Genomic DNA, 21877 nt, shown 5'->3' with positions numbered 1-21877 from the left:
GGCGGTCAGCTTCCCTCGCTCTGGCGTCCCGACGTTCCGGGTTCCCGACGGTCTGGCATCCGCGGACCCAGCCGCGGCCGAACTGTGCCCGGCGCTCGGGGCCGCCTGCCGGGGCGCACGAGCGTGGCCCAAAGGTGCCAGAGCATCCCGGCAAAGGTGGCGAGGAACGCTGCGACGGCTACCCACAACTCTGCACGGCCGATAACAGCGACAATGGGCAGATGGTCTGCGCGCCCCAGATAAATTCCCGCCACGGCGTACATACCGAGGGGGAAGATGACGCTCCAGAGCCCAGGTTCGAAGGCCAGCGGCACGCGGTGGATCACGTGCCTCCACCACCCGGCCGCGAGGAGCACGGGAAAGAGCCACGAGGCGAAGGCCCAGAACACCACGGACGAACCGGCCACGAGCCCGCGGGTCGCGTCCACCATGGGCGCGCCGGCCATTTCGACAATCCGCGCGCCGGCCAGGACGCTGATCGCCATGGCGCCCATGGCCACGAAGTACTGTGGGCGGAGGTCCTCCGGCCTGATGGGGTAGGTCATGAGCCGCAGCGAGACGAATATCCCCACAGCGGCATAGAGGATGATCCCCACCGACCATGCCACGACGGCGACCAGAGCCAAGGTCGCGCGCCAGTCCGGCCCGGCGAGAGGCTCGACAGACGCCGCCGCGACCGCCACGGACTGGCTCGCTACGCACCATATGAACCATGTGCCGTTTGCGTCCTTGACCACGGGCCGCTCGTCCCGGCCGAGCACAGCTGTCCACGGCACGACGTAGCCGAGCACCACCCAGGCAAGCATCGCGACAACGAGGAGCAGCGCCGTCGCATCCGGCCAACCTGCCATTCCGAGCCGCACGCCGAGCACATTCGTCCCGGCGATGAAGGTGAAGAAGCCGAACGCCCGGGCGGGATCCATGAAGTCGCGGCGCATATCCTCGTGAAACCTGATCAGACGCACCAGGCTGAGCACGAGGATCACTGTGTAAGAGGCCGCGCAGATCACGAGGAGTGCAGCCGACAGCGCGTGGAAGCCTTCGAGCTCGAGCCCCACCGAAATGATCCCGCTGGCCATCGTGAGAGCGAAATACCCCGGTGTGAGGGTCTGCACTGCCTCGGCGACGCGCGAACCGAAGGAACTCGGGGAGTGAGCGGCCGTGGTCATAGCACCAAGCTTAAGTGGCATCCCGCCTGCGTGACGAGGGCCACAGTCCCATCGATCCGAGTATGGAAAGTAACGGTGTATCTGCCCGGACACGCCAGCTATCTCAGACGAAGAACTGCTCAAGATTGGTTGTATCAACTGCTTCTGGCCGCTACCAGGATCTTTATATCTGGCTCTCCGCTTGGTTAATGAGGGCAGTGATGTCCGCCGGACGAGGCTGTTTCGTAGCGGCGCCTACTGCCCGTCAGCGGCGTCAGCTCATTTGGTGCGGGCATGGGACCTATGGTTGCCTACTCAATTGCTGGGTGCTTGCCGTTGCTGGGTGCTTGGCGCCTTCAGCGGGGGTCCACGCCTGGGCGGCGATCCTGAGCTTCCACAGCCATCGGAAAACCGTTTAGAGCGGCCTTAAGCTTTGTCCCCGTCCCTGTCGAGAAATTACCGCTCGATGTCAACGGTGCAGTTGACAGGAAAACTGCCAGGTCGTCTCAAAGCCACACTGCCAAGCGGCCCACAGACACCCGTCGCAAAGATTCAAGCACTCCTGGGTCCCAACCCACCCTGCGTCCCTGATGAAGTGCCCCGGGGCGCGCTCGCTCTTTGGTGCCGCTCCCCTCACAGCGTCGGTTCTGCCCCGAATGGGGGATCACCACGGAATCTATCTGAATGCGCCGGGACGGACGTCGCGGTGAAGCTGAGGAGCATCCTCAGACAGCCGGTCAGAACCCTCGAACACGGAGCATGGACTCGTGGCGGATCAGAAGCGTTCTGGCTGCTCACCCAGGTTGAAGTGCCGCCCGCTGACACGCGACGGTTTGATTTCCACGTAGAAGTCCTTGAGTGTGGGGATCCATGTCTTGAGGTTCAGCGCCTCGGCTGCGGCAATGTCCGAACTCTGCTCAAGGACCCGGGCGCGTCCCTTGACTACGACGCTCCAAGCTTCGTCAGAGGTGATGCCATCTGCCTGAAACACCACGTTCTCATTGATGGTCAGCTCGGCAAGCTTGGTGCCAGGTGCCGTACGCAGCAGCAGGAGGCCGTCGTGTGCGCGGTAGTTGATGGGAAAGACGTCCGTTTCACCGGCGGCGGTCAGCACCAAGCGCCCATGCTGGGTGTTCTCCAGCAACTTCCAGCACTGCTCATCGTCAAGGACAAGGATCGGGTCATCATGAGAGAACATCATGGTTACATCCTTCGGACGTTCGTAGAGCAATGTAAAGGGCAACCCACGATCCGTTCTAAAATACTCCCGTTGGTTGATTAGCGGATGATGGCGGACGGCGCTCCGAGTAAGACCGTTTAACCCGCAGATTGCCCCGTGATTGGTCGTCCATGACCGTGGTGACCCAAGTCCGTGCCCGGCATCAGGCTAGCCGTGCGGCCGGCCGGAACCCTCGTCCGCACGCCCGGGAGCTTCAACCGCGGCGGGCGTGCGGACGACAGCGAGTGTGAAGACGAACGCTGCCACAGCCGTCACCACGAGCAGCATGAGCCCGATGAAGTAGCTGTTGTCGGCGGCGTTGTACGTGGCGCCCATGACCAGTGGAGGGAAGTAGCCGCCCATGCCGCCGGCCGCGCTAACGATGCCGCTGATGCTGCCCACTTTGCCCGGCGGTGACAGCCTGCCCACCCAAGCGAACACGCCTCCGGTGCCCAGGCCGAGCGCGGCCGCCATCGCCACGAAGGTCAGTCCGGCCGGGATCTCGCCGTCGGGCCGAAGGTTCACGATGTAGGCCAGGACTGCGATGCCTGCCAGCGACGAGAGAACCACCGGTTTGGAGCCGATACGGTCCGCAAGCACGCCGCCGATAGGGCGGAAGAGGACGGCCGCCAGGGCAAAACCCGCGGTCCGGGTGCCTGCTGCTGTGGGATCAAAGTCGTAGATGTCCCGGAGGTAGGTGGGCAGGTACGTGGCAAAGGAGACGAATCCGCCGAAGACGATGGCGTAGAGGAAGCACAGCTTCCAGGTGACGGAGAGGCCTGCCGCTTCTCTTAGTTTGGGAACCACAGGGGCGGTGTTCCGCTGCCACCCGGGCGCCTCTTTGACGTTGAACCAGACCAGGGCTGCCATGGCGATGAGGAGGCCGGCGATCAGGAGATGCGTTGCCAGGTAGCCGATCGCGCTTACCAGGCGCGGAGTGAGGAAGGCCGCGAGAGCGGTCCCGCCCATCCCGGCCCCGAAAACACCGGTGGCGAAACCACGCCGGGAGGGCTCGTACCAAGCGCTGACAAAGGGAATGCCGACGGCGAACACGGTGCCGGCGATGCCCAGCAGCAGGCCTGCTCCCAGCACCACGGCATACGATCCGAGCGTGCCGCCGAAGGCTACCAGCAGGACGGGGGGAACACTGCCCAGCAGCACGAATGTAAACATGACACGGCCGCCGAAACGGTCTGCCATGGCTCCTACCACGATCCGGCCAAGCGATCCCACGAAAATCGGCATGGCGACCAGAACAGCAGTGGCCGTGGGGTCCAGCCCCATCTCCTGGGTATAGCGGGCGCCCAGGGGCGCCACAATGTTCCAGGCCCAGAAGGCCATGAGCGAGGCGCTGGTGGCCAATGCCAGCTGCCGCCCCTTGCCGGTGCGAGGGGACTCAGGAAGTGGAGCGGATCCGGTAACTGTGTACTCCTCTGCTCACTGGTTCCGGGTATCCCGGTCCCTGGTCCCGACGGCGGACCAGCCGCGCCTGGCGGGCGGGGTGGCGTTCCGTGCCCCGTCGCCCCCGGCCGGGCGGCCGCGGTCACGCGATCGGTAGACGATGTACGGACGGAACAGGTAATGCAGCGGCGCGGTAAAGGCATGGACCAGCCGTGTGAAAGGCCAGATCATGAAGAGCGCCATACCCACCAGCGTGTGGAGATGGAAGGAGAACGGTGCAGCTGCCATAGCGGCGAGGTCAGGTTGGAAGATGAAAAGTGAGCGGAACCACGGAGCCACGGTTTCGCGGTAGTTGTGCCCGTGCTCGCCCTCAAAGACGCTGGCGAGGGTGGTCCACAGGCCAAACACGATGGCGGCGGTGAGCACCACGTACATGGTTTTGTCGTTTTTGGTGGTCGCCATAAACACCGGCCCGGTGGTGCGCCGGCGGTAGATCAGCAGGATGATGCCGCCCAGTGTTCCCACGCCCGCTATGCCCCCGACAAACAGGGCGTTGAAGTGGTAGAAATCCTGGCTCATTCCCACCGCTTGGGTCCAGGCCATCGGGATGACCAGGCCGAAGAAATGCCCGGCAATGACGGCGAGCAGGCCGAAGTGGAACAGCGGGGAGGCAATCCGGAGCAGCTTCGATTCGTACAGCTGGGAGGACCGGGTGGTCCAGCCGAACTGGTCGTACCTGTACCGCCAGATGAGGCCGCCCACCAGGACCACCACCATGACGTAGGGCAAGACGCCCCAAAGGACGATGTCCAGGGCGGTGAGTTCGACGGCGGCTCCGGGGTCTGTCTCGAAGGTTGGCATGGTCAGGCCCCTTTCACGGGCAGCAGGCGCGGATCGTAGGGGTCCAGCCCTACCGCTTCGGTGGGCGGGCCGTAACCTGCCATCCGCATGACGGCCTGCTCATCAGCCGGCGATTTCCCGGGAAGCGTGGCGCAGATGGCCTGGAGAATTCGGGCATGCGGCAGTTCGTCCCGCAGTAGCCCGAACCTGAGCATCTCAAGGCTCGCCCGGTACCGGATCAGCAGCCCGCGTCCCGCCGCCATGTCCACCAGGGCGGCGTATTCCAGGACCATGGGCAGGTAGTCCGGCAGCTCGCCGTGGGTATCCACCAGGATGTCGCTTTGTCGGTACGTCTTCTTGAAGGTGCCCAGCACCTCGCCGCGGCGCCGGGTGTCCCCGTCAGTCCAGTAGCTCAGGTGCAGCGCGTGGCGTCGGCCGAGGTCGAACTCGCGCACATAGTGGGCCTGGATCTCCATCGGCTCCGAGGATTCGAGCAGATCCAACACGTCGTCGAAGTCCTGGCTGGCACCGGGCAACTCGGCGAGTGCCGCCCGCATCAGCGGGACCCGGCCGATGAGCTCCTCGTCGGGGTAGGACAGGCACCAGGCCGCGGCGAGGTAGAGGACCTGAATCCGGCGGGTCATGGCTGCTCCCCCGGGGTGTGCTTTTCGGGGAATAGCCCCGGCGGCGCACCGGTGCCGTCCCAGTTCAGCAGGTTCACCCGGCCACGCAGGGACGTTTCACCGGGCGCCGAGTCAGAGGTCTGACGGTCGCGGAGAGCGTTGAACGTTTCCACCGCCACCGGGACGGGCCTGCCGCTCGCCTCGCCGAACGGGGAGGAATCCTGCATGCCCGGTCCGCCGTCGAAATCGAGTGAACAGCCCATCTCCTCAAGGTCATGCGCCTGTTCCACGTGGGCCTTGGGAATGACATAGCGTTCGTCGTATTTCGCGATGGCCATCAGCCGGTACATCTCGTACATGGTTTGGCTGTCCATGCCCACAGCCTCCGGAATGGAGTCGTCGGGGTCGTTGCCCAGGCTGATGCCGCGCATGAAGGAGCGCATGGCCGCGAGCTTCTTCAGCACCGCTGTGACCCGGTCCGCGTCCCCGGCGGTGAAAAGTTCCGCGAGGTATTCCACCGGGATCCGCAGCGCGTCGATGGCGCCGAACAGGTTGCCGTGATCCTCGCCGTCGTGCCCCTGGTCCCGCAGCAGGTCCACCACCGGCGAGAGCGGCGGGACGTACCAGACCATTGGCATTGTCCGGTATTCGGGGTGCAGCGGAAGTGCCACTTTGTAGATCTTGGCGAGGGCGTAGACCGGGGAGCGCCGGGCGGCGTCGATCCAGTCCTCCGGAATGTTCTGGGCCCGGGCTTCGGCCTGGACGGCGGGATCGTTCGGGTCCAGCAGCACGTCCATCTGGGCGTCGTAGAGTTCCTGCGGGTCCGTGACGGACGCCGCCGCAGTGACGGCGTCGGCGTCGTACAAAAACAGCCCTAGGTACCGCAGCCTGCCCACGCAGGTCTCAGAGCAGACCGTCGGCAGCCCAACCTCCACCCGGGGGTAGCAGAAAGTGCATTTTTCGGCTTTGCCCGTCTTGTGGTTGAAGTAGATCTTCTTGTAGGGGCACCCGGTGACGCACTGGCGCCAGCCGCGACATTTGTCCTGGTCCACCAGGACAATCCCGTCCTCCACCCGCTTGTAGATGGCGCCGGAGGGGCAGGAGGCCATGCAGGAGGGGTTCAGGCAGTGCTCGCAGATCCGCGGGAGATAGAACATGAAGGTCTGCTCGTACGCGAACTTGATCTTGTCCTCGGACTCGCGGCGGACCTTCTCCACGATCGGGTCCAGGTGGCCGTATTCGGTGGAGCCGCCCAGGTCATCGTCCCAGTTCGCGGACCAGGTGATCTTGGTGTCCTCGCCGGTGATCAGGGACTTGGGCCGGGCCACCGGGAAGTCGTCGCCCAGGGGCGCGTCCACAAGGGTCTTGTAGTCGTAGGTCCACGGCTCGTAATAGTCCTTGAGCTCGGGCTGGACCGGGCTGGCGAAGATTCCCAGGAGCTTCTTCACCCGGCCGCCGGCCTTGAGCACCAGCTTGCCGCGCTTGTTCAGCTCCCAGCCGCCCTGCCATTTCTCCTGGTCCTCGTAGCGGCGCGGATACCCCTGGCCGGGGCGGGTTTCCACGTTGTTGAACCAGACGTATTCGGTGCCGGCCCGGTTGGTCCAAGCCTGTTTGCAGGTCACCGAGCAGGTGTGGCAGCCGATGCACTTGTCCAAGTTCATGACCATGCCCATTTGAGCCATAACGCGCATCAGTACTGCACCTCCTGGGAACGACGGCGGACGGTGGCCACCATGTCACGCTGGTTCCCGGTGGGGCCGAGGTAGTTGAAGGCGTAAGCCAGTTGGGCGTAGCCGCCGATCAGGTGCGAGGGTTTAACCAGCAGTCGGGTGACGGAGTTGTGGATGCCGCCGCGCCGTCCCGTGGCCTCGGACTTCGGCACATCGATGGTGCGCTCCTGCGCGTGGTGGACGTAGACCACGCCAGCCGGCATCCGGTGGCTGACAATGGCCCGGGCCACCAGGACGCCGTTGATGTTCAGGCACTCCACCCAATCGTTGTCCTTGACCTGGATGGACTCGGCATCGGCAGGGCTCATCCAGACCGTGGGCCCGCCGCGGGACAGCGAGAGCATCAGCAGGTTGTCCTGGTATTCGGAGTGGATGGACCATTTGGAGTGGGGCGTCAGATACCGGACCACTACTTCCAGCTGCCCGTTGCTGCCGAGCTTGGGTTCGCCGAAGAGCCGATGCATGTCCAGTGGCGGCCGGTAGATCGGCAGGGCTTCCCCGATGTCGATCATCCAGTCATGGTCCAGGAAGAAGTGCATCCGCCCGGTCAGGGTGTGCCAGGGCTTGAGCCGTTCCACGTTGATGGTGAACGGGGCATAGCGCCGGCCGCCGGTCTCCGAGCCGGACCATTCCGGCGACGTGATCACGGGGACCGGGCCTGCCTGGGTCTGCGCAAACGTGATGAACTTTTCCTCGGAGCCTTCGGACAGGTCCGCCAGCTTCCGCCCGGTGCGGACTTCCAAGTCCTTGAAGCCCTGAACGGACAGGGCGCCGTTTGTGGTGCCGGAGAACGCCAGGATTGCCTCGGCCATCTTCGCGTCGGTATCGATCGCTGGGCGGCCGTCCGCGGCACCTCCGAGCATCACTCCGTTGGAGCGGCTGAGCCGCGCCAACGGGCCGGCGAGTTTGTAGGTGACGTTCTTGACCGTGAAGCCCAGCTTGTCGGCCAGTGGCCCGACGGCGGCGAGCTTGTCCGCGATGGCCGTGTAGTCCCGCTCCACCACGGAGAAGACGGGCATGTTCTGCCCGGGTACAGCGGGGATGTCCGTGTTCCGCCAGTCCCGCACAATCCCGCCGGGCTGGGCGATCTGCCCCGGGGTGTCGTGCTGCAGCGGCACACTGACCAGGTCCCGGCGCACGCCCAGGTGCGTCTTCGCCAGCCGGGAGAACTCCCGGGCCAGCAGGTGGAACGTGTCGAAGTCCGTTTTGGTCTCCCATGGCGGGTCGATGGCCGGGCTGAAGGCGTGCACAAACGGGTGCATGTCCGTGGAGGACAGGTCATGCTTCTCGTACCAGGTGGCGGCGGGGAACACGACGTCGGACAGCAGCGTGGTGGACGTCATCCGGAAGTCCGCGGAAACCAGCAGGTCCAGCTTCCCCTCCGGGGCCTCCTCATGCCACTTCACGTCCTTGGGCTTAAGCCCTTCGGCGTGGTCTTTCAGGACGTTGTTGTGGGTTCCCAGCAGGTTGCGGAGGAAGTACTCATTGCCCTTGGCGGAAGAGCCGAACAGGTTGGAGCGCCACAGCACGAGCGTCCGCGGCCAGTTCTCCGGGGCATCCACGTCCTCGATCGCCGGGTTCAGGGTGCGGTTTTTCAGCGCGTCCGCGATGTAGCTGGGGGTGTCCTTCGCGGTGCCGGCGGCGACGGCGGCCTCCGCCTCATCCGCGAGGTCCAGGGGGTTCCGATCGAACTGCGGATAGAACGGCATCCAGCCGAGCCGCGCGGACTGGGCCAGTGCGTCCGCGGTGTGCATCCCGTCCAGGGCTCCGGTAGAGAGCGGGGACTTCAGCGCATCCGCGGAGTACCCGTCCTGCCGCCACTGGTCCGTATGCATGTACCAATAGCCGGTGCCGATCATGGTCCGCGGCGGCCGCGACCAGTCGAGCCCGTTGGCCAGCGACACCCAGCCAGTGGCCGGCCGGGTCTTCTCCTGGCCGACGTAGTGCGCCCACCCGCCCCCGTTGCGGCCCATGCAGCCGGTCAGCATCACGAGCGCCAGCACCGCCCGGTACGTGGTGTCGCCGTGGAACCACTGGCAGATCCCGGCGCCCATAATGATCATCGAGCGGCCCTTGGACTCCTCAGCGTTGCGGGCGAACTCCCGCGCGACACGAATACAGGCGTGCGCGGGAACGCTGGTGATCTCCTCCTGCCACGCCGGGGTATACGGCGTCGCGGCGTCATCGTAGCCGGCAGCCCACTCCCCCGGCAGCCCTTCGCGGCCGACGCCGTACTGGGCCAGCATGAGGTCGAATACGGTGGTGACCAACTGGCCTTCGACCTCGAGGACGGGCACGCCGCGCCTCAGGACGCTGCCGGCGCCGCCGGCGTCCTCGAAGCACGGCAGCAGGATCTCGACGCTGTCCCCGGACACTTCGCGCAGCGACAGGGCCGGCTCGATCCCCTCAAGGTCCAGGTTCCATTTGCCCTCACCGCTGCCCGAGTAGCGGAACCCCATGGAACCGTTGGGCACCGCGGGGAGGCGGGTCTTCCTGTCGAACAGCACCGTGCGGAACGCCGCGTCCTCGGCCCCGGACTCGGCCGGAAGGTCCTTCGCGGTGAGGAACTTCGACGGCGTCAGCGAACCGTCGTCGCGCCGTTCCAGCCGGACCAGAAACGGCAGGTCCGTGTACTGGCGGACGTAGTCAGCGAAGAAAGGCACCTCACGCTCGATGAAGAATTCCTTGAGCATGACGTGCCCCATGGCCATCGCCAGTGCCGCATCCGTTCCGGCCTGGGCGGGGAGCCATTCATCGGCGAACTTCGTGTTGTCCGCATAGTCCGGGCTGACCGTCACCACCTTGGTGCCGCGATACCGCACCTCCGCCATCCAGTGCGCGTCCGGGGTCCGGGTCACGGGCACGTTGGAGCCCCACATCATGAGGTAGCCCGCGTCCCACCAGTCACCGGACTCCGGCACGTCGGTCTGGTCCCCGAAGACCTGCGGACTGGCCACGGGGAGGTCGGCGTACCAGTCGTAGAAAGACGTCATCACCCCGCCGATCAGCTGGATGAAGCGGGTCCCGACGGCGTGCGAGACCATGGACATGGCCGGGATCGGCGAGAAGCCAGCGCAGCGGTCCGGCCCGTACGCCTTGATGGTGTTCACGTGCGCGGCGGCGGCGATTTCGATCGCCTCGTGCCAGGACACCCGCACCAGGCCGCCCTTGCCGCGGGCCTGCTGGTAGCGGCGGCGCCGTTCAGGGTCCCCCACGACGTCGGCGAAGGCCAGCACCGGGTCACCCAGCCGGGCCTTGGCCTCACGGTACATCTCCACTAGGACACCGCGGGCGTAGGGGAACCGGACCCGGGTAGGTGAGTAGGTGTACCAGGAAAAGGCCGCCCCGCGCGGGCACCCCCGCGGCTCGTATTCCGGGCTGTCCGGCCCCACCGACGGGTAGTCCGTCTGCTGGGATTCCCAGGTGATGATGCCGTCCTTGACGTACACCTTCCACGAGCATGAGCCGGTGCAGTTCACCCCATGTGTGGAGCGGACCACTTTGTCGTGGCTCCACCGGTCGCGGTAGAAGATGTCGCCTTTCCGGCCCCCCTCCCGGAACACCGCCCTGCCGTCCTCCGTCTGGTCCCATTTCGTGAAGAAACGGCCCAACTTCAACATCGCATCCGAGGCTGCTCCGTCGAGCCCAGGGACAAACCGATCCTCAGTCATGTTGCCACCCTAGGGACAACAATGCGCAACCGCTACAGTTTCCGGATTTATAAACAAAACGTGCGCTAATCCTTTTATATTCAGGCTGCTCGATTCGCCGGTTCTGCTACGCCATATCGGCCGCATATCAGCAGTGGCGGAAACGGCATCCCCGCTTCCCCAACCCGTAGCTGGTCCAGGTTACGTCAGGAACTGACAGTTACAGTGGGTGGTGCTGGCCGTGGTCCAGTCCGGTTTCGCCCTTGGAGGGTTGGAAGGTTTCTTCGATCGCCCACCGGGCGCCGGCGATCCTGACCAGCTCGGCCAGCGAGACCCGGTTCGGGCCGTGGCAAATGTAGTAGGCGAGGTCGGTCGGGTCTTTCAGGGACCGGCGGGCCAGCAACCAGTGTTCTCCGGTTTCGGCGGGTCCGTTGATGCGGGCCCTGGCCCAGGAGTACAGCCGGTCGCCCTTGGTCCCGGCCCCGGCGGTCCGGGACCGCCAGGCAGCGCCGCGCAGCGAAGCGATGAGTTTATCCGCGCGCCATCGCTCGCCGATCCCGGCACCAGCCGACGGAAGTGGACGGGAGGGGTTTCGCCGCCATTGCACATACCTCCGCTTTACCTTGCCTGCCAACCATATCCAGAGTCGAGGCGCCTGTAATCGTTCGGGACGTTCGCCCCTACCCGCGCATGGCGGCCGGCTGCACACTGGATATTGACGTCGGACTCATGCGTCCAATGCACGTTCAGGAGGGTACAAATGTCACTTTCCAGGCGCGAGCGTGGCCAGCTCAACGAGATTGGGCGCCAGTTGCTCGAGGATGACCCGCAGCTCGCCGCACGCTTGGGGCAGCCGCCGCGGCCAGCGTCCAATGGCTGGATCCTGGCCGGCGCGGTGCTGCTCACTTCAACCGGCTTTGTCATCTTGATGATCGGAGCTGCGCTGATGTCCACGGCACTTGGCGCCGCTGGCTTCATCGCCATGGCAGCCGGTGGATCAATCGCATCGCGCCGTATCGGCCCTCCGCGACTCCGGTGGGTGAAGCGGCCGCCCAATCCTGAGGTTCGACACAACACCTCGGTCGAATAGATGCTGGAGAAAAGTATTTCGCGGCCGGACTGGCTGAGCTTGGTCTTCTTCTCCTGCTGATGGGTCTCGTTTCCCCGGGGCACGCCGGAAACTTGTGAGCCTGCTGAACGAGGGCCAGAAGACACATGCAAAGGGGCTGCTAGTGCGCGATACTGACGGCATGAACGCTGCGGCGGGAAAGCCGGACCGGGTCCTCCTTTTTATCGTGTCCGCGATAGCCCTGTTGGTGATCGTCGCGCTGGCAGTCGTTTTCACCCGCGGAGAACCAGAGGTGCTGGATGAGTCCACGCCTGCGGGCGTTGTCCAGCGGTACAGCACGGCGGTCATCGACGGCGACACGGCCACTGCCGATTCCTACCTCACGGAGGCTGCCCGCTCCTCCTGCAGCGGGTTCCGCGAAAGCGGCCCGCTGCCCACCCGGATTGTCTTGATCGCAACCACCGAGCGGGACAGCACGGCCCTGGTGAAGGTCTCTGTCGTTGGCTCCGGTTCTGGCGGCCCATTCGGACCCTCCGAATACGAGATGGAGGACCGCTTCTCCCTGGTGAAGACCGATGGCAAATGGCTGGTCGACCAGGCACCGTACCAGCTTCTGTCCTGCACCGGATCGACGTTGAAGCAATGACTTCCCGAGTCTCCACAACAGCTTCAACGGCAGGGTCCGCCCAACTCACCCTCCGCCGCCTGATCCTCTACGTACTGTTGTTTGCCTTGGTGGTGATCGCGGCTGTCGGGCTCAGCGGCCTTTTGGAGCGCCTGTTCAGTACGGGCGCGCTGCTGGCCTCCAGTGATGTGACCGGACTTGCCCGCTCCCTTGCCTTCACGTTGATCGGCGGACCGCTCGCCGCGCTCCTGTGGTGGGTTGTCTGGAAAAGGCTCGACGACGGCGCGGAGCGCATCTCAGCGGGGTGGGGCCTCTACTTGGCCGCCGCCTACGCGGTGTCGCTGATCGTGTCTGTGACGGCCCTCCTGGGGTTGGCGGCGTCCTTCATCGGCCAGCAAGAACCCCGGTGGTATTCGCCGTTGTCCGTTGGCCTTGTCTGGGCCGGAATATGGATCTGGCACCGTTGGATGTGGCGGCACCCCGTCAAACATCCCGTCAATCTTGACGACGTCCCGGCCGTTATCGGTACGGCCTTCGGACTGCTCTTGGGCGCGTTCGCCGCCATCACGGCCCTGGGCGGCTTGCTCGACGTCGCAATCCGGGGCTTCACCAGCCTCACGCCGGGGACGGAAGCGTGGTGGCAGTCTGTGCTGCGGGCCCTGGTTTGGGCCGCTGGCGGAAGTATTGTGTGGTGGTGGCACTGGTTCAAGGTCGGCGGCCGCAAACTGGAGACCAGGCTGATGGATGTAGCACTGATTGCCGTTGGGATCTTTGCTGCGGGCATCACGGCGCTCGGCGGAGCCGGCGTCGTGGTTTTTGTGCTGCTGAGAACGGCATTCGACCGGGGTGACCCCATGAGTGAACTGCTGGCTCCGCTGGGCTCGGCTATCGCCGCTGCCGCCGTCGGCGCCTTGGCGTGGCGATATCACCGCGTCAGTGGGGCGCGTCGTTCCGTTGCCACGCGGCGTGCAGGGCGGCTTGTGACGTCGGGCGTTGCACTGGCGGCAGCTGCGTCCGGCATTGGCGTTGTTATCAATGCAACGCTGGCCATTACGGTTTCTCCCCTTGCGGGGAGCGGCACGCGCACCCTGCTGCTGGGCGGCATCAGTTCCCTCCTGGTGGGCGGTCCCGTCTGGTGGCAGGTGTGGAAGCCGGGGAGCCAACGGCAAAGCGCGGACGCCATTCCTCCCGGCAGGCGCGTTTACCTCATCGTGTTCTTCGGCATTAGTGCCGTGGTGGCGCTCATTGCCCTCCTGGTGATCGGGTACCGGATCTTCGAGTTCCTCCTTGGCGATGTGACCGGAGGCAGCTTCCTGGACCGCATCCGGGCGCCGTTCGGCCTCCTGGTGGCAGCGGGCCTCGTTGCCGCGTATCACTTTGCCCTGTGGCGGCGCGAGCGCGTACTCCTGGCGGCCGCGTCCCTGACCAGCGCGCATATCATCGACCGGGTCACGTTGGTGACGGCGTTCGATCCGGCGGCATTGTCCAAGGCGATCACCGCCGCCAACGGCGCGAAGGTCACTGTGTGGAGAAGGGCCGATGCCGGCCTCGAACCGTTGCTGGCGGGAGTCGACCTTCCACCGGAGCCAGGGCTGGTCGACCGGGTGGTCACGGCACTTGCCGGCGTCACCGCCCAGCACGTTCTGCTGGTGATCGGTCCGGCGACCGGTCAGCTAGCCCCCATCGAGGTAATTCCCTTGGAAAACAGAAATATCGTCCCCAATGATGGGCCGGTAAGCGGCGTTATCCCTTCTGGAAACTAGGTGACTGCAATGGGTGGACTAGTGCATTTTGAAGGAAACGTGATCGGACTCTGGCAGAACGGAGAGCCGGCTGCCCAACCTGAGGGATAGCGAATCGTGCCTTTGGCCATGCCAAGGCTTTTCAAGCTCAGGCAGTTCCTCCGGTTTATAGGTGACTTTTGGCCCTACAAGTCCACTAGCTCACGTTTCAGGCTGGAGGGGAGCAATCGTGTAATGAAGGGAAGCGGTCATAGTGGAGTCAGCGTTGCAGGATGCCAGGTTCGTGGTGGGGGTGGACGGGTCGGAGGCCTCGGTGGAGGCGCTCCGGCAGGCCCAGCGGCTGGCCGTCCCGGTTGGGGCCAAAGTGCTGGCCACCGCCTGCTGGGACGATCCACAGGTTTACGCCGGCTACGTCGCAATGGGCATAGACCGCTTCGAGGAACGTGTGGAGCTGATCCTCAACGAAGCGATGGAAAAGGCGTTCGGTCCGGAGACGCCCACCAACGTCATTCCTCGTGTCGTCAGGGGCCACCCCAGAGATGCGCTCATTGACGCCAGCCGCCACGCTGACATGATCGTCGTCGGCAGACGCGGCCATGGCGGATTCGGTGGCCTGCTCCTGGGATCCGTCAGCTCGGCCTGCGTTGCCCATGCGCACTGCCCGGTCCTCGTCGTCCACAGTCCCGAACAAAAGTCACAGGAAGGCCAGCCGTGAGATCCTCCAACCCAATCGCCGTCGCCACCAATGATTCTGCCCAGAGCCAGGCGGCCGTACGGTGGGCTGCGCAGCGGGCCGCGCGCGCCCACGTAGCCCTGGTGATCCTCCACGTAGTGGACGATCGCTGGGTGGCGGAGCCCATGCCCTGGACTGGAATGCTGCTGGAGAAGGCCGACGAACTGTTGGAAACCGCCGCCGGGCGCGTTCGGGGAACCGTTCCGGTTGAGATCACCACCAAAGTCCTGGAAGGAGGCGTCGCCGGCTCGCTGGGTAAGTACTCGACCAAGGTGTCAATGCTTGTGGTAGGTTCCGGCGCCCCCCATTTGGGTGGTTCGCTGACCGACCGGGCCCTGCAGGTCGCCGCCGCAGCGAAGTGTCCAGTCGCAGTCATCGGAGACCACGAGATCGAAGGCCGGCAGGGCGTGGTCGTAGGCGTTGATGGGTCGGAAGAAGCCACCCAGGCCGTTGCGTTCGCTGCCGCGGAGGCAGACCGGGAAGGCCAGGAGTTGACAGTGGTCTACGCTTCCCGGGGGCCCGACCGATGGATCGATAGTGCCGCCCTCACCGAGCATCTGGCCCAACGGGTTCAGGATGAGGAGCAGGTCGTGCTGTCCGAAACAATCTCCGGCCTCGGCGAGGATTATCCGGACCTTGTGGTGCACAAAGTCCTCGAAACCGAAATGGAACCGGCCGTGGCGCTGGTGCAGGCCGCAGCGTCCGCGCGGCTGCTCGTGGTGGGAAGCCGCGGCCGGGGCGGGTTCAAACGGCTGCTGCTCGGTTCCACGGCCCACGCGGTTCTGACGCATCCGCCGTGCCCTACGGTGATAACCCCCATCCAACGCGTGAAGCACAAGTAGGAGGAGCCCCAGCATGCAAGGCAACGGCTCAGGACCGGAAAGAGAAGTCCTCGACATACATGACTGCTGGAAATACCTCCGTTCGGCTTCGGTCTGCCGGGTCGCCGTAACAACGGCTGGCGGGCCCGAAATTTTCCCCGTGAACTACGTCCCCGACTATGGGACAGTCGTCTTCCGTACGGGCCCGGGTACCAAACTGGATGCGGTGCTTGCTGAAAGTCCGGTCGCGCTGGAAGCCGACGGCCTGAATACCTACGGAACCATCGCATGGAGCGTCATCATCAAGGGGACTGCCAAGGTTGTGGGCACGCAGGAGGATTTCCGGGAAGCAGCCGACGCCGGGCTGTCACCCTGGGAGGCGGGAGGCAAGGACCACCTGGTGCGTGTAACGCCCACGGAGGTCAGCGGCCGTCGGTTTGTCATCAATCCCCCGTCCGGCTGGTGGCCACCGCTGGACTCAGCACGGAAATAAACGTCCCGGCGACAGGGGAAGTCACGCCAGGTTTAGGCACGACGCCGGCCGTTACCTCACTGCCGCAACGCTCACCGGCGGGCCGCCCACCGGCGTCGCGGTTGGACGGCGGCCATCGCTCAGGGCACGAAGCGCGTTCAGGATCGTGGCCAGATCGACAAGCTCCTGGAGGAGGGCGCCGGCCACAGCTGGAATGTATCCGAATACCGCTGCTACCATCAGGCCGATGCTCAGCAGGATGCCTATCCAAATGCTCGCCAGCGCTATCCGGACCGTGCGCTGCCCGATGTCGACTGCCAGCGCCGCCTTGGATAGGTCGTCAAGCATGATGACGACGTCGGCCGACTCGCTCGCCGCGGTTGACCCTTTGGCGCCCATGGCGACACCAACATCGGCGGCAGCCAGGACCGGGGCATCGTTCACACCGTCGCCCACCATCAAGACCGGGCGTTCCCGCAGCCCGGCAACGATGGCGACCTTGTCACCGGGAAGACAGCCTGCCTGGAACCGGGAGATCCCGGCCTGCGAAGCGATCTTTTCGGCAGTGGCCCGCGCGTCGCCGGTGAGCAGCAGCGTTTCCCGAACGCCCAGCCGGCGCAGGTCAGCCAGCGTACTCACCGCATTGTCCCGGAGCGGGTCACTCATGATCAGCGCTCCCCCGAAACGGCCGTCAACGCCCACATAGACCGCCAGTTGTCCACCGGCCACCTCGGCCTCCTCGAACCCCGAGGTGACGGAACGGACAAAGTCAGGTTTACCCACCACCACCGTCTGGTCGCCGCAGGTGGCCGTGACCCCCTGGGTCGCGTGTTCGGACGCGTTTCTCCCCTGCAGAAGCTCAAGGCCTCGGTGCTGGGCAGCATCAATCACAGATGCGGCAAGGACATGGGACGAGTACTGCTCCGCCGAGGCCGCCAGTTGCAGCAGCCTGTCCTCGGAGATGCCTGCCGATGCCGCCTTGGAGATTCTGACGGCGCTGAGGGTCGGACGGCCATGAGTGAGCGTGCCTGTCTTGTCGAAAACGGCCGTGCGCACCCGGGCAAGCTGCTCGAGCGTTCCCCCATTCTTGATGATGATTCCAGCGTGGGCCGCCCGGCTTGTGCCGGCGAGGAATGCCACGGGAGCTGCGATAAGCAGCGGGCAGGGTGTGGCGACAACAAGGACCTGTGCGAACCGGGCCGGGTCCTGGCTGAAATACCAGCCCATCCCGGCCAGGGAGAACGCGAGGAGCGTGAATGGAATCGCATACCGGTCTGCGAGCCGGACCACCGGCGGCCGGCTGGATGCAGCCTCCTGGACCAAGGCCACGATCTGGCTGTACTGAGAGTCTTTCGCCGTGGACGTCGCCTTCATGTGCACGGCGTTGTCGCCATTGACGGATCCGCTGAGCAGCGTGTCTCCCTTTGCGTGTTCCACCGGCAAGCTCTCACCCGTCAACGTGGATTCGTCGAAACTGCCGGCCGCCGTCAGAAGCAGCCCGTCCACCGGAACCACCTCCGATGGCTTGATCAGTAGGATGTCGCCCCGGCTGACGTCCCCGGCCGGGATGTCTTCCGGGGGCAAACCCGGCAGTTCACGGTGTGCCGTTTGCGGGACGCGCTCGAGCAGGGACCTGAGTTCCCGGGTAGCACGCCCCTGGGCGATCTCTTCCAGGGCTTCGCCCCCGGCGAGCATCAGCACGATGATCAGGGCTGCCACGTACTCCCCTACAGCCACGGTCGCAGCGATTGCAGTCACGGCCAGGAGGTCAATCCCCCATCGGCCGCTGCGCAGCGCCTTAACCATGGAGCCGGACCGAAAGATCGCAACCAGGAGGGCGTAGCCGCTTGTCGTCCATTGGGCTGCCGATGCCTGCCCTGTGGCCAGGAGCACCGCAACGGCCGCCCCCGCCACGACGGTGCCGGCCACCAATGGAAAACGAATAATCGTGGTCCGCAACGCTGTCAGGGTCATGATGTCGACCCTACGGCCGTCCGGCGGTCACACGTAGGGGCCTTCGGACCCCTTGGGTCCAGCTTTAAGAGACGTACCGGGACCTTTGTCCCTGACGGTGTACGTCCCGTTCTGGAAGGATTGGCACAACTACCGCCGCCCACCACCCGAACGAAGTAGTTTTGGAAGGAGCATGCGCATGGCAGGATCATTCGAATTGTTCACGGATGCGGAATCACAAGTGCGGTTCACCCTTGTGGCGCAGGACGGGACGGTACTCGCCGTTTCCGGGCCGTACCCGGATAAGCGCGACGCCGCAGCCGCTATCAAGGATGTCCGTGAATGCGCCGGAACCGGTCTCATAAGAGATTTTTGCGCGGCTCCACAGACGGTCCGGGCAGGCGGTCACCCGGTTGGAGACCCAGTCGTCCGGCATCCTTCCGCCGCGGTCGGCAACGCAGCAAGCGCCTGACATGCAGCCAGCGGCGACGGCGGACGTCAAGACGCGGACTGTCCTGGCGGTTAATGGCCTGGTCAAACGCTACGGCGAGCGGACGGTTGTCGACGGCGTGACCTTCAACATCCGGGCGGGAGAAACCTATGGCCTGCTTGGGCCAAACGGTGCCGGCAAGACCACGATTATCTCGATGGTGGCTGGCCTAATCGCTGCCGACGCCGGGTCGGTCACCGTTGTGGGTGAAACGATGACTCCAACAAGCACACGTCCAAAGGGACACATTGGCCTTGTCCCACAGGAATTGGCGATCTATCCAGACTTGTCGGCGCGCGAAAACCTGTGGTTCTTCGGACGCCTCCAAGGGCTACGTCGCAAGGAACTCAGCGCCAGGACGAACGAACTGCTGGAACTCATCGGGTTGGCCGACCGGGCCGGAGAGCAGACCAAGAAGTTTTCGGGCGGAATGAAGCGCCGGCTGAACATTGGAATCGGACTTCTGCACCGTCCCACCCTGCTGATTCTCGATGAACCGACAGTTGGGGTTGATCCACAATCCCGGAACTCCATCCTGGAGTCGGTGGAGGGTCTGGCCACGGAAGGCATGGCCGTGCTCTACACCACGCACTACATGGAAGAGGCGGAGCGGTTGTGCGACCGCATCGCCATCATTGACGAAGGCCGGGTCCAGGCGGAAGGAACACGGGACCAACTGCTCAGGCTAAACCGGCGGCGTGGACCGCATCAATCTGCGCGGTAGCGGTAACACCAGCGCGGCTGCGGCAGCTTTGAAGGCGTTGCCGGGCGTGCAGCAGATCGACGTCAGTGCGACGGGTTTGCTCCTCACCGTCAGTGACGGGCCAAGTCTCTTGCCGGCCATCGTGACCGGGGCAGGGAACGCGGGGATGACGTTGACCACAGTGGAGATAGCCCGGCCGGACCTGGAATCCGTCTTCCTTCACCTGACCGGCAAAGCCCTCAGGGATTGACATGCGGGAAATCTGGGTAATGGTCGGAAATGACCTCAGGCAGCGTGTTCGCGATAAGTCAGTGTTCATCTTCTCCCTGCTGGTTCCGCTATCCCTCATGGGAGTCCTGAACCTCACCTTCGGCGGCTTCGGCCTCGACAGCGTCGAACTGAAGCCGGCCACCGTGGTTGCCAGTAATGAAGACGGCGGACCACTTGGCGGCGCCTTGCTCAATGCGCTTGATTCGCTGGAGATCATGGACGTCACGGTGAGAAGTGCCCCTGCCGCGGAGGTGCAGCAGGAGGCGCAGAATAGCGGTGCGGATCTGGGGCTGGTCATCCCCGCTGGCTTCACTACCGCTGTCACCTCCGACCAGGCTGTGTCCGTGCAGGTGGTGGAGGGCGACCGGCAAAGGATCGAAACTGACGTCCTGGTTTCAGTGGTGGACGGTCTTCTGGGCCAGCTTGGAGCCGGAGCAGTCGCAGCGATGGCCGGGGAAAGCGCCGGCCTCATCCTGGCCCTCTTCGCCGCAGTCGCTGCCGCGGCGGCGATGGTGATCGGCTCAATTTTTGACAACGACGCCGCAGCTTCCGGCGTCGGGGTGGGCCTGGGACTGGTGCTGGCCGGGCTGGGAGGTTCCATGGTGCCTGCGGAGTTCTTCTCCGAAACTCTTCAGACCGTTTCGCATGCCACCCCGCACCGCTGGGCCTATGACGCCTTCGCTGTGGTCCAGCGGCACGACGGCGGGCTGGCCGACATCCTGCCTCAATTGGGGATTCTCGCCGCGATGGCCGCGGCGTTGCTGGCACTGGGTGCCCTCCTGTTGCAGCGGAGTCTCAACCGCGCGCTGTAGGACCATCCGTTGGGGTAGGGCCGTCCGGCGGAAGGGGTCCAGCCGGCAGGGCCGGCGGGCGCACCGTCTTGCCGTCGCCTGCACCTGGAAGGCCCTCGTGGAGATCCTTGGCGCCCTGGTCAAGGCGGAACGGCGGATATTCATCCCGCATCAGGGCGACGTAGGTGATGACACGGTAGATCCAGCGGTTGAAGCCCAAAAGCAAGTCGAAGAGCGGGCGCTGGTAGCGGCCGCTGAACAGCAGGATCACCGCAGCGACAAGAACCAAGAGGCCTAGCAGCGAAAACCCGGTACCGGTCTCGTATCTGATGTCTGGGGTCGCGGGGTCGCTCCAGCGGACGGTGCTGGTGCCGGTGAGCGCCGCAACGATCACAAGGTGCGGAAGCGCCAGCAGCCACCACTTGACCAACACGAGCCCTCGGGACAGGCGTTCCGGGTAGTCGACCTCGAAGTCAGCAGGGTAGTCCGTCCTGGCCAATGTAAACGGCGGGTACCTGTCTGTTCCAAGCGCTGAGTAGCCATAGAAAGCCACTCGCCAGTTCCAGCGAAGGACTCCTACGTTGAAATCGAAGAGTGAGCGGGGAAATCGGCCTGTAAAGAGGATTGCGAATCCGGCAATTACCGTGACCACAACGAACGCAAACCAGAGAAAAAACAGCACGATGAAGTGCGGTATGGCCAGGAACCACTTCACGAGCCACAGCCACCTGGACAACACCGGGTCGAGCTCCCCCCCACAGTCGAGCCGGGTACGGCGCCGTCTCCGCAGCGGGATTGGACAGTGGTGGAACGGCGGCAGGAACGGCGAACGCCATGGGCGCTGGCACTGCGGCTCCTGGCGTGGCCGCCGCCGTCGCGTGCCTGCCCAGTCCTTGGGCGCCGAAGATCAGCAGCGGAACCCCGATAACCAGCAGAATGGCTCCCGCTGCCAGCAGGCCAGCGGCTATCGGCCCAAAAAGCTCAGATCGGAACCCGGCCTGCAGGTCGGCGCGGATGTCCGGGCTGGCATCGGCATTCATTATCACTACCGACCAGTTCCCCGGCTCGATATTCCAGTCTAGTTCTTGTTCACCGGATCCCGAAGCGGAAGTCGCCCAAAAGTCTTGCCCGGACGGAAGAGGCGGTTGTTGTGCTCCCTGCGTTTCGCGATACTCCACATGGAAGGGCCGGAAACTGACGTCGAGCAACTCGGAGTAGTTGGCCCCGGACAGGTAGCGCTCCACGTCAGAGCGGGGTGCTATGCCGACAAAGATCTCTTTGTCGGCATTAGCGGATGCTGCCGAAATCCGGATGCTGCCCACATCAAAGGGCAAAGGCCCTGGGTAGGCGTCATCACGCATGTTGTCCGGCCCGGCGGAAATGATCGCTGAGGAATTAACGTCGAATCGTTCACTCGGTGAGGTGAGGTAGCCGCCGTCGTTTTGGAGTGAATTGACCCACGAGGCACCTATGCCGCCGAAGAGCAACCCGATACCCAGCATCGAGAACAAGATGCCAAGAATGAGCATGGTGATGGAACGGGCCCGCATGGAAGTCCTCCCGTGGTCGATATTCGGATTTTTACGCCAGCCCCGGC

Annotated in this window: 20 protein-coding genes and 1 pseudogene; 10 read left to right on the top strand and 11 right to left on the bottom strand. The window is 64.6% G+C overall.

Going from position 1 to position 21877, the window contains the following annotated elements:
• Positions 1 to 5: 5 nt before the first annotated feature.
• From DAD99_RS18370 to DAD99_RS22335, 8 genes are all read right to left on the bottom strand, one after another.
• Positions 6 to 1169: a tellurite resistance/C4-dicarboxylate transporter family protein gene (locus tag DAD99_RS18370; RefSeq protein ID WP_193342663.1), complete on the bottom strand. Its 1164-nt coding sequence runs from the start codon at positions 1167 to 1169 to the stop codon at positions 6 to 8.
• A gap of 754 nt (positions 1170 to 1923) precedes the next feature.
• Entirely contained in the window at positions 1924 to 2349 is a 426-nt protein-coding gene (locus tag DAD99_RS18365) for a pyridoxamine 5'-phosphate oxidase family protein (protein ID WP_193342662.1), read from the bottom strand.
• Positions 2350 to 2535: 186 nt separating this feature from the next.
• Positions 2536 to 3708 (bottom strand): MFS transporter, encoded by a 1173-nt coding sequence (locus DAD99_RS18360; protein ID WP_227008244.1) that lies wholly within the window; start codon positions 3706 to 3708, stop codon positions 2536 to 2538.
• A gap of 96 nt (positions 3709 to 3804) precedes the next feature.
• Positions 3805 to 4629 carry a respiratory nitrate reductase subunit gamma gene (narI, locus tag DAD99_RS18355; protein WP_193342661.1) on the bottom strand — a complete coding sequence of 275 codons (825 nt, stop codon included), beginning with the start codon at positions 4627 to 4629 and terminating at the stop codon, positions 3805 to 3807.
• Positions 4630 to 4631: 2 nt separating this feature from the next.
• Positions 4632 to 5252: a nitrate reductase molybdenum cofactor assembly chaperone gene (gene narJ, locus DAD99_RS18350; RefSeq protein WP_193342660.1), complete on the bottom strand. Its 621-nt coding sequence runs from the start codon at positions 5250 to 5252 to the stop codon at positions 4632 to 4634.
• The gene (gene narH, locus DAD99_RS18345; protein WP_193342659.1) at positions 5249 to 6922 is read right to left on the bottom strand and encodes a nitrate reductase subunit beta; all 1674 of its coding nucleotides are present in this window, start codon (positions 6920 to 6922) and stop codon (positions 5249 to 5251) included. The genes narJ and narH overlap by 4 nt, the downstream gene beginning before the upstream one ends.
• On the bottom strand, positions 6922 to 10632 hold the full coding sequence (locus tag DAD99_RS18340; protein ID WP_193342658.1) for a nitrate reductase subunit alpha: 3711 nt from the start codon (positions 10630 to 10632) through the stop codon (positions 6922 to 6924). Before DAD99_RS18340 ends, narH begins: the two co-directional genes overlap by 1 nt.
• Positions 10633 to 10831: 199 nt before the next feature.
• Positions 10832 to 11218, bottom strand: a complete 387-nt coding sequence (locus DAD99_RS22335; protein WP_193342657.1) for a hypothetical protein — start codon at positions 11216 to 11218, stop codon at positions 10832 to 10834.
• A gap of 153 nt (positions 11219 to 11371) precedes the next feature.
• On the opposite strand from DAD99_RS22335, the gene DAD99_RS18330 reads away from it, so the two are divergent.
• The 6 genes from DAD99_RS18330 (at position 11372) to DAD99_RS18305 (ending at position 16094) form a co-directional block, all read left to right on the top strand.
• A complete protein-coding gene (locus tag DAD99_RS18330; protein ID WP_193342656.1) occupies positions 11372 to 11701 on the top strand; it encodes a DUF3040 domain-containing protein in 330 nt (109 codons plus the stop codon).
• A gap of 142 nt (positions 11702 to 11843) precedes the next feature.
• Entirely contained in the window at positions 11844 to 12326 is a 483-nt protein-coding gene (locus DAD99_RS18325) for a hypothetical protein (RefSeq protein ID WP_309233392.1), read from the top strand.
• Positions 12323 to 14068 carry a DUF5671 domain-containing protein gene (locus DAD99_RS18320; protein WP_193342655.1) on the top strand — a complete coding sequence of 582 codons (1746 nt, stop codon included), beginning with the start codon at positions 12323 to 12325 and terminating at the stop codon, positions 14066 to 14068. The genes DAD99_RS18325 and DAD99_RS18320 overlap by 4 nt, the downstream gene beginning before the upstream one ends.
• A gap of 232 nt (positions 14069 to 14300) precedes the next feature.
• Complete coding sequence (locus DAD99_RS18315; protein ID WP_309233391.1) at positions 14301 to 14762, top strand: universal stress protein; 462 nt, start codon at positions 14301 to 14303, stop codon at positions 14760 to 14762.
• Positions 14759 to 15622: a universal stress protein gene (locus DAD99_RS18310; protein WP_193342654.1), complete on the top strand. Its 864-nt coding sequence runs from the start codon at positions 14759 to 14761 to the stop codon at positions 15620 to 15622. The genes DAD99_RS18315 and DAD99_RS18310 overlap by 4 nt, the downstream gene beginning before the upstream one ends.
• 13 nt (positions 15623 to 15635) lie before the next feature.
• On the top strand, positions 15636 to 16094 hold the full coding sequence (locus tag DAD99_RS18305) for a pyridoxamine 5'-phosphate oxidase family protein (protein WP_193342653.1): 459 nt from the start codon (positions 15636 to 15638) through the stop codon (positions 16092 to 16094).
• Between the two features lie 51 nt (positions 16095 to 16145).
• On the opposite strand, the gene DAD99_RS18300 is transcribed toward DAD99_RS18305, so the two are convergent.
• Positions 16146 to 18047 carry a heavy metal translocating P-type ATPase gene (locus DAD99_RS18300; RefSeq protein WP_193342652.1) on the bottom strand — a complete coding sequence of 634 codons (1902 nt, stop codon included), beginning with the start codon at positions 18045 to 18047 and terminating at the stop codon, positions 16146 to 16148.
• A gap of 178 nt (positions 18048 to 18225) precedes the next feature.
• Here DAD99_RS18300 and DAD99_RS18295 point away from each other — a divergent pair, with 178 nt between their 5' ends.
• From DAD99_RS18295 to DAD99_RS21895, 4 genes are read left to right on the top strand one after another with little or no spacing between them, the layout of a single operon-like run.
• Complete coding sequence (locus DAD99_RS18295; RefSeq protein WP_193342651.1) at positions 18226 to 18498, top strand: YegP family protein; 273 nt, start codon at positions 18226 to 18228, stop codon at positions 18496 to 18498.
• A gap of 1 nt (position 18499) precedes the next feature.
• Positions 18500 to 19240, top strand: a complete 741-nt coding sequence (locus DAD99_RS18290; RefSeq protein WP_227008230.1) for an ABC transporter ATP-binding protein — start codon at positions 18500 to 18502, stop codon at positions 19238 to 19240.
• Positions 19215 to 19469: a hypothetical protein gene (locus tag DAD99_RS21900; RefSeq protein WP_227008229.1), complete on the top strand. Its 255-nt coding sequence runs from the start codon at positions 19215 to 19217 to the stop codon at positions 19467 to 19469. The genes DAD99_RS18290 and DAD99_RS21900 overlap by 26 nt, the downstream gene beginning before the upstream one ends.
• Position 19470: 1 nt before the next feature.
• The gene (locus tag DAD99_RS21895) at positions 19471 to 20301 is read left to right on the top strand and encodes an ABC transporter permease (RefSeq protein WP_227008228.1); all 831 of its coding nucleotides are present in this window, start codon (positions 19471 to 19473) and stop codon (positions 20299 to 20301) included.
• Here the strand turns inward: DAD99_RS21895 and DAD99_RS21890 are convergent.
• Complete coding sequence (locus tag DAD99_RS21890; protein WP_227008241.1) at positions 20285 to 20779, bottom strand: DUF4389 domain-containing protein; 495 nt, start codon at positions 20777 to 20779, stop codon at positions 20285 to 20287. The two genes, DAD99_RS21895 and DAD99_RS21890, sit on opposite strands and share 17 nt — an antisense overlap.
• A gap of 63 nt (positions 20780 to 20842) precedes the next feature.
• Positions 20843 to 20962, bottom strand: a pseudogene (locus tag DAD99_RS21885) (hypothetical protein); the annotation flags it as partial.
• Positions 20963 to 21877: the final 915 nt, after the last annotated feature.

Source organism: Pseudarthrobacter sp. AB1 (assembly GCF_014926485.1).
Taxonomy (GTDB): domain Bacteria; phylum Actinomycetota; class Actinomycetes; order Actinomycetales; family Micrococcaceae; genus Arthrobacter.
Note: the sequence above shows the minus strand (reverse complement) of the source record. Positions and strands in the feature narration are given on the sequence as shown.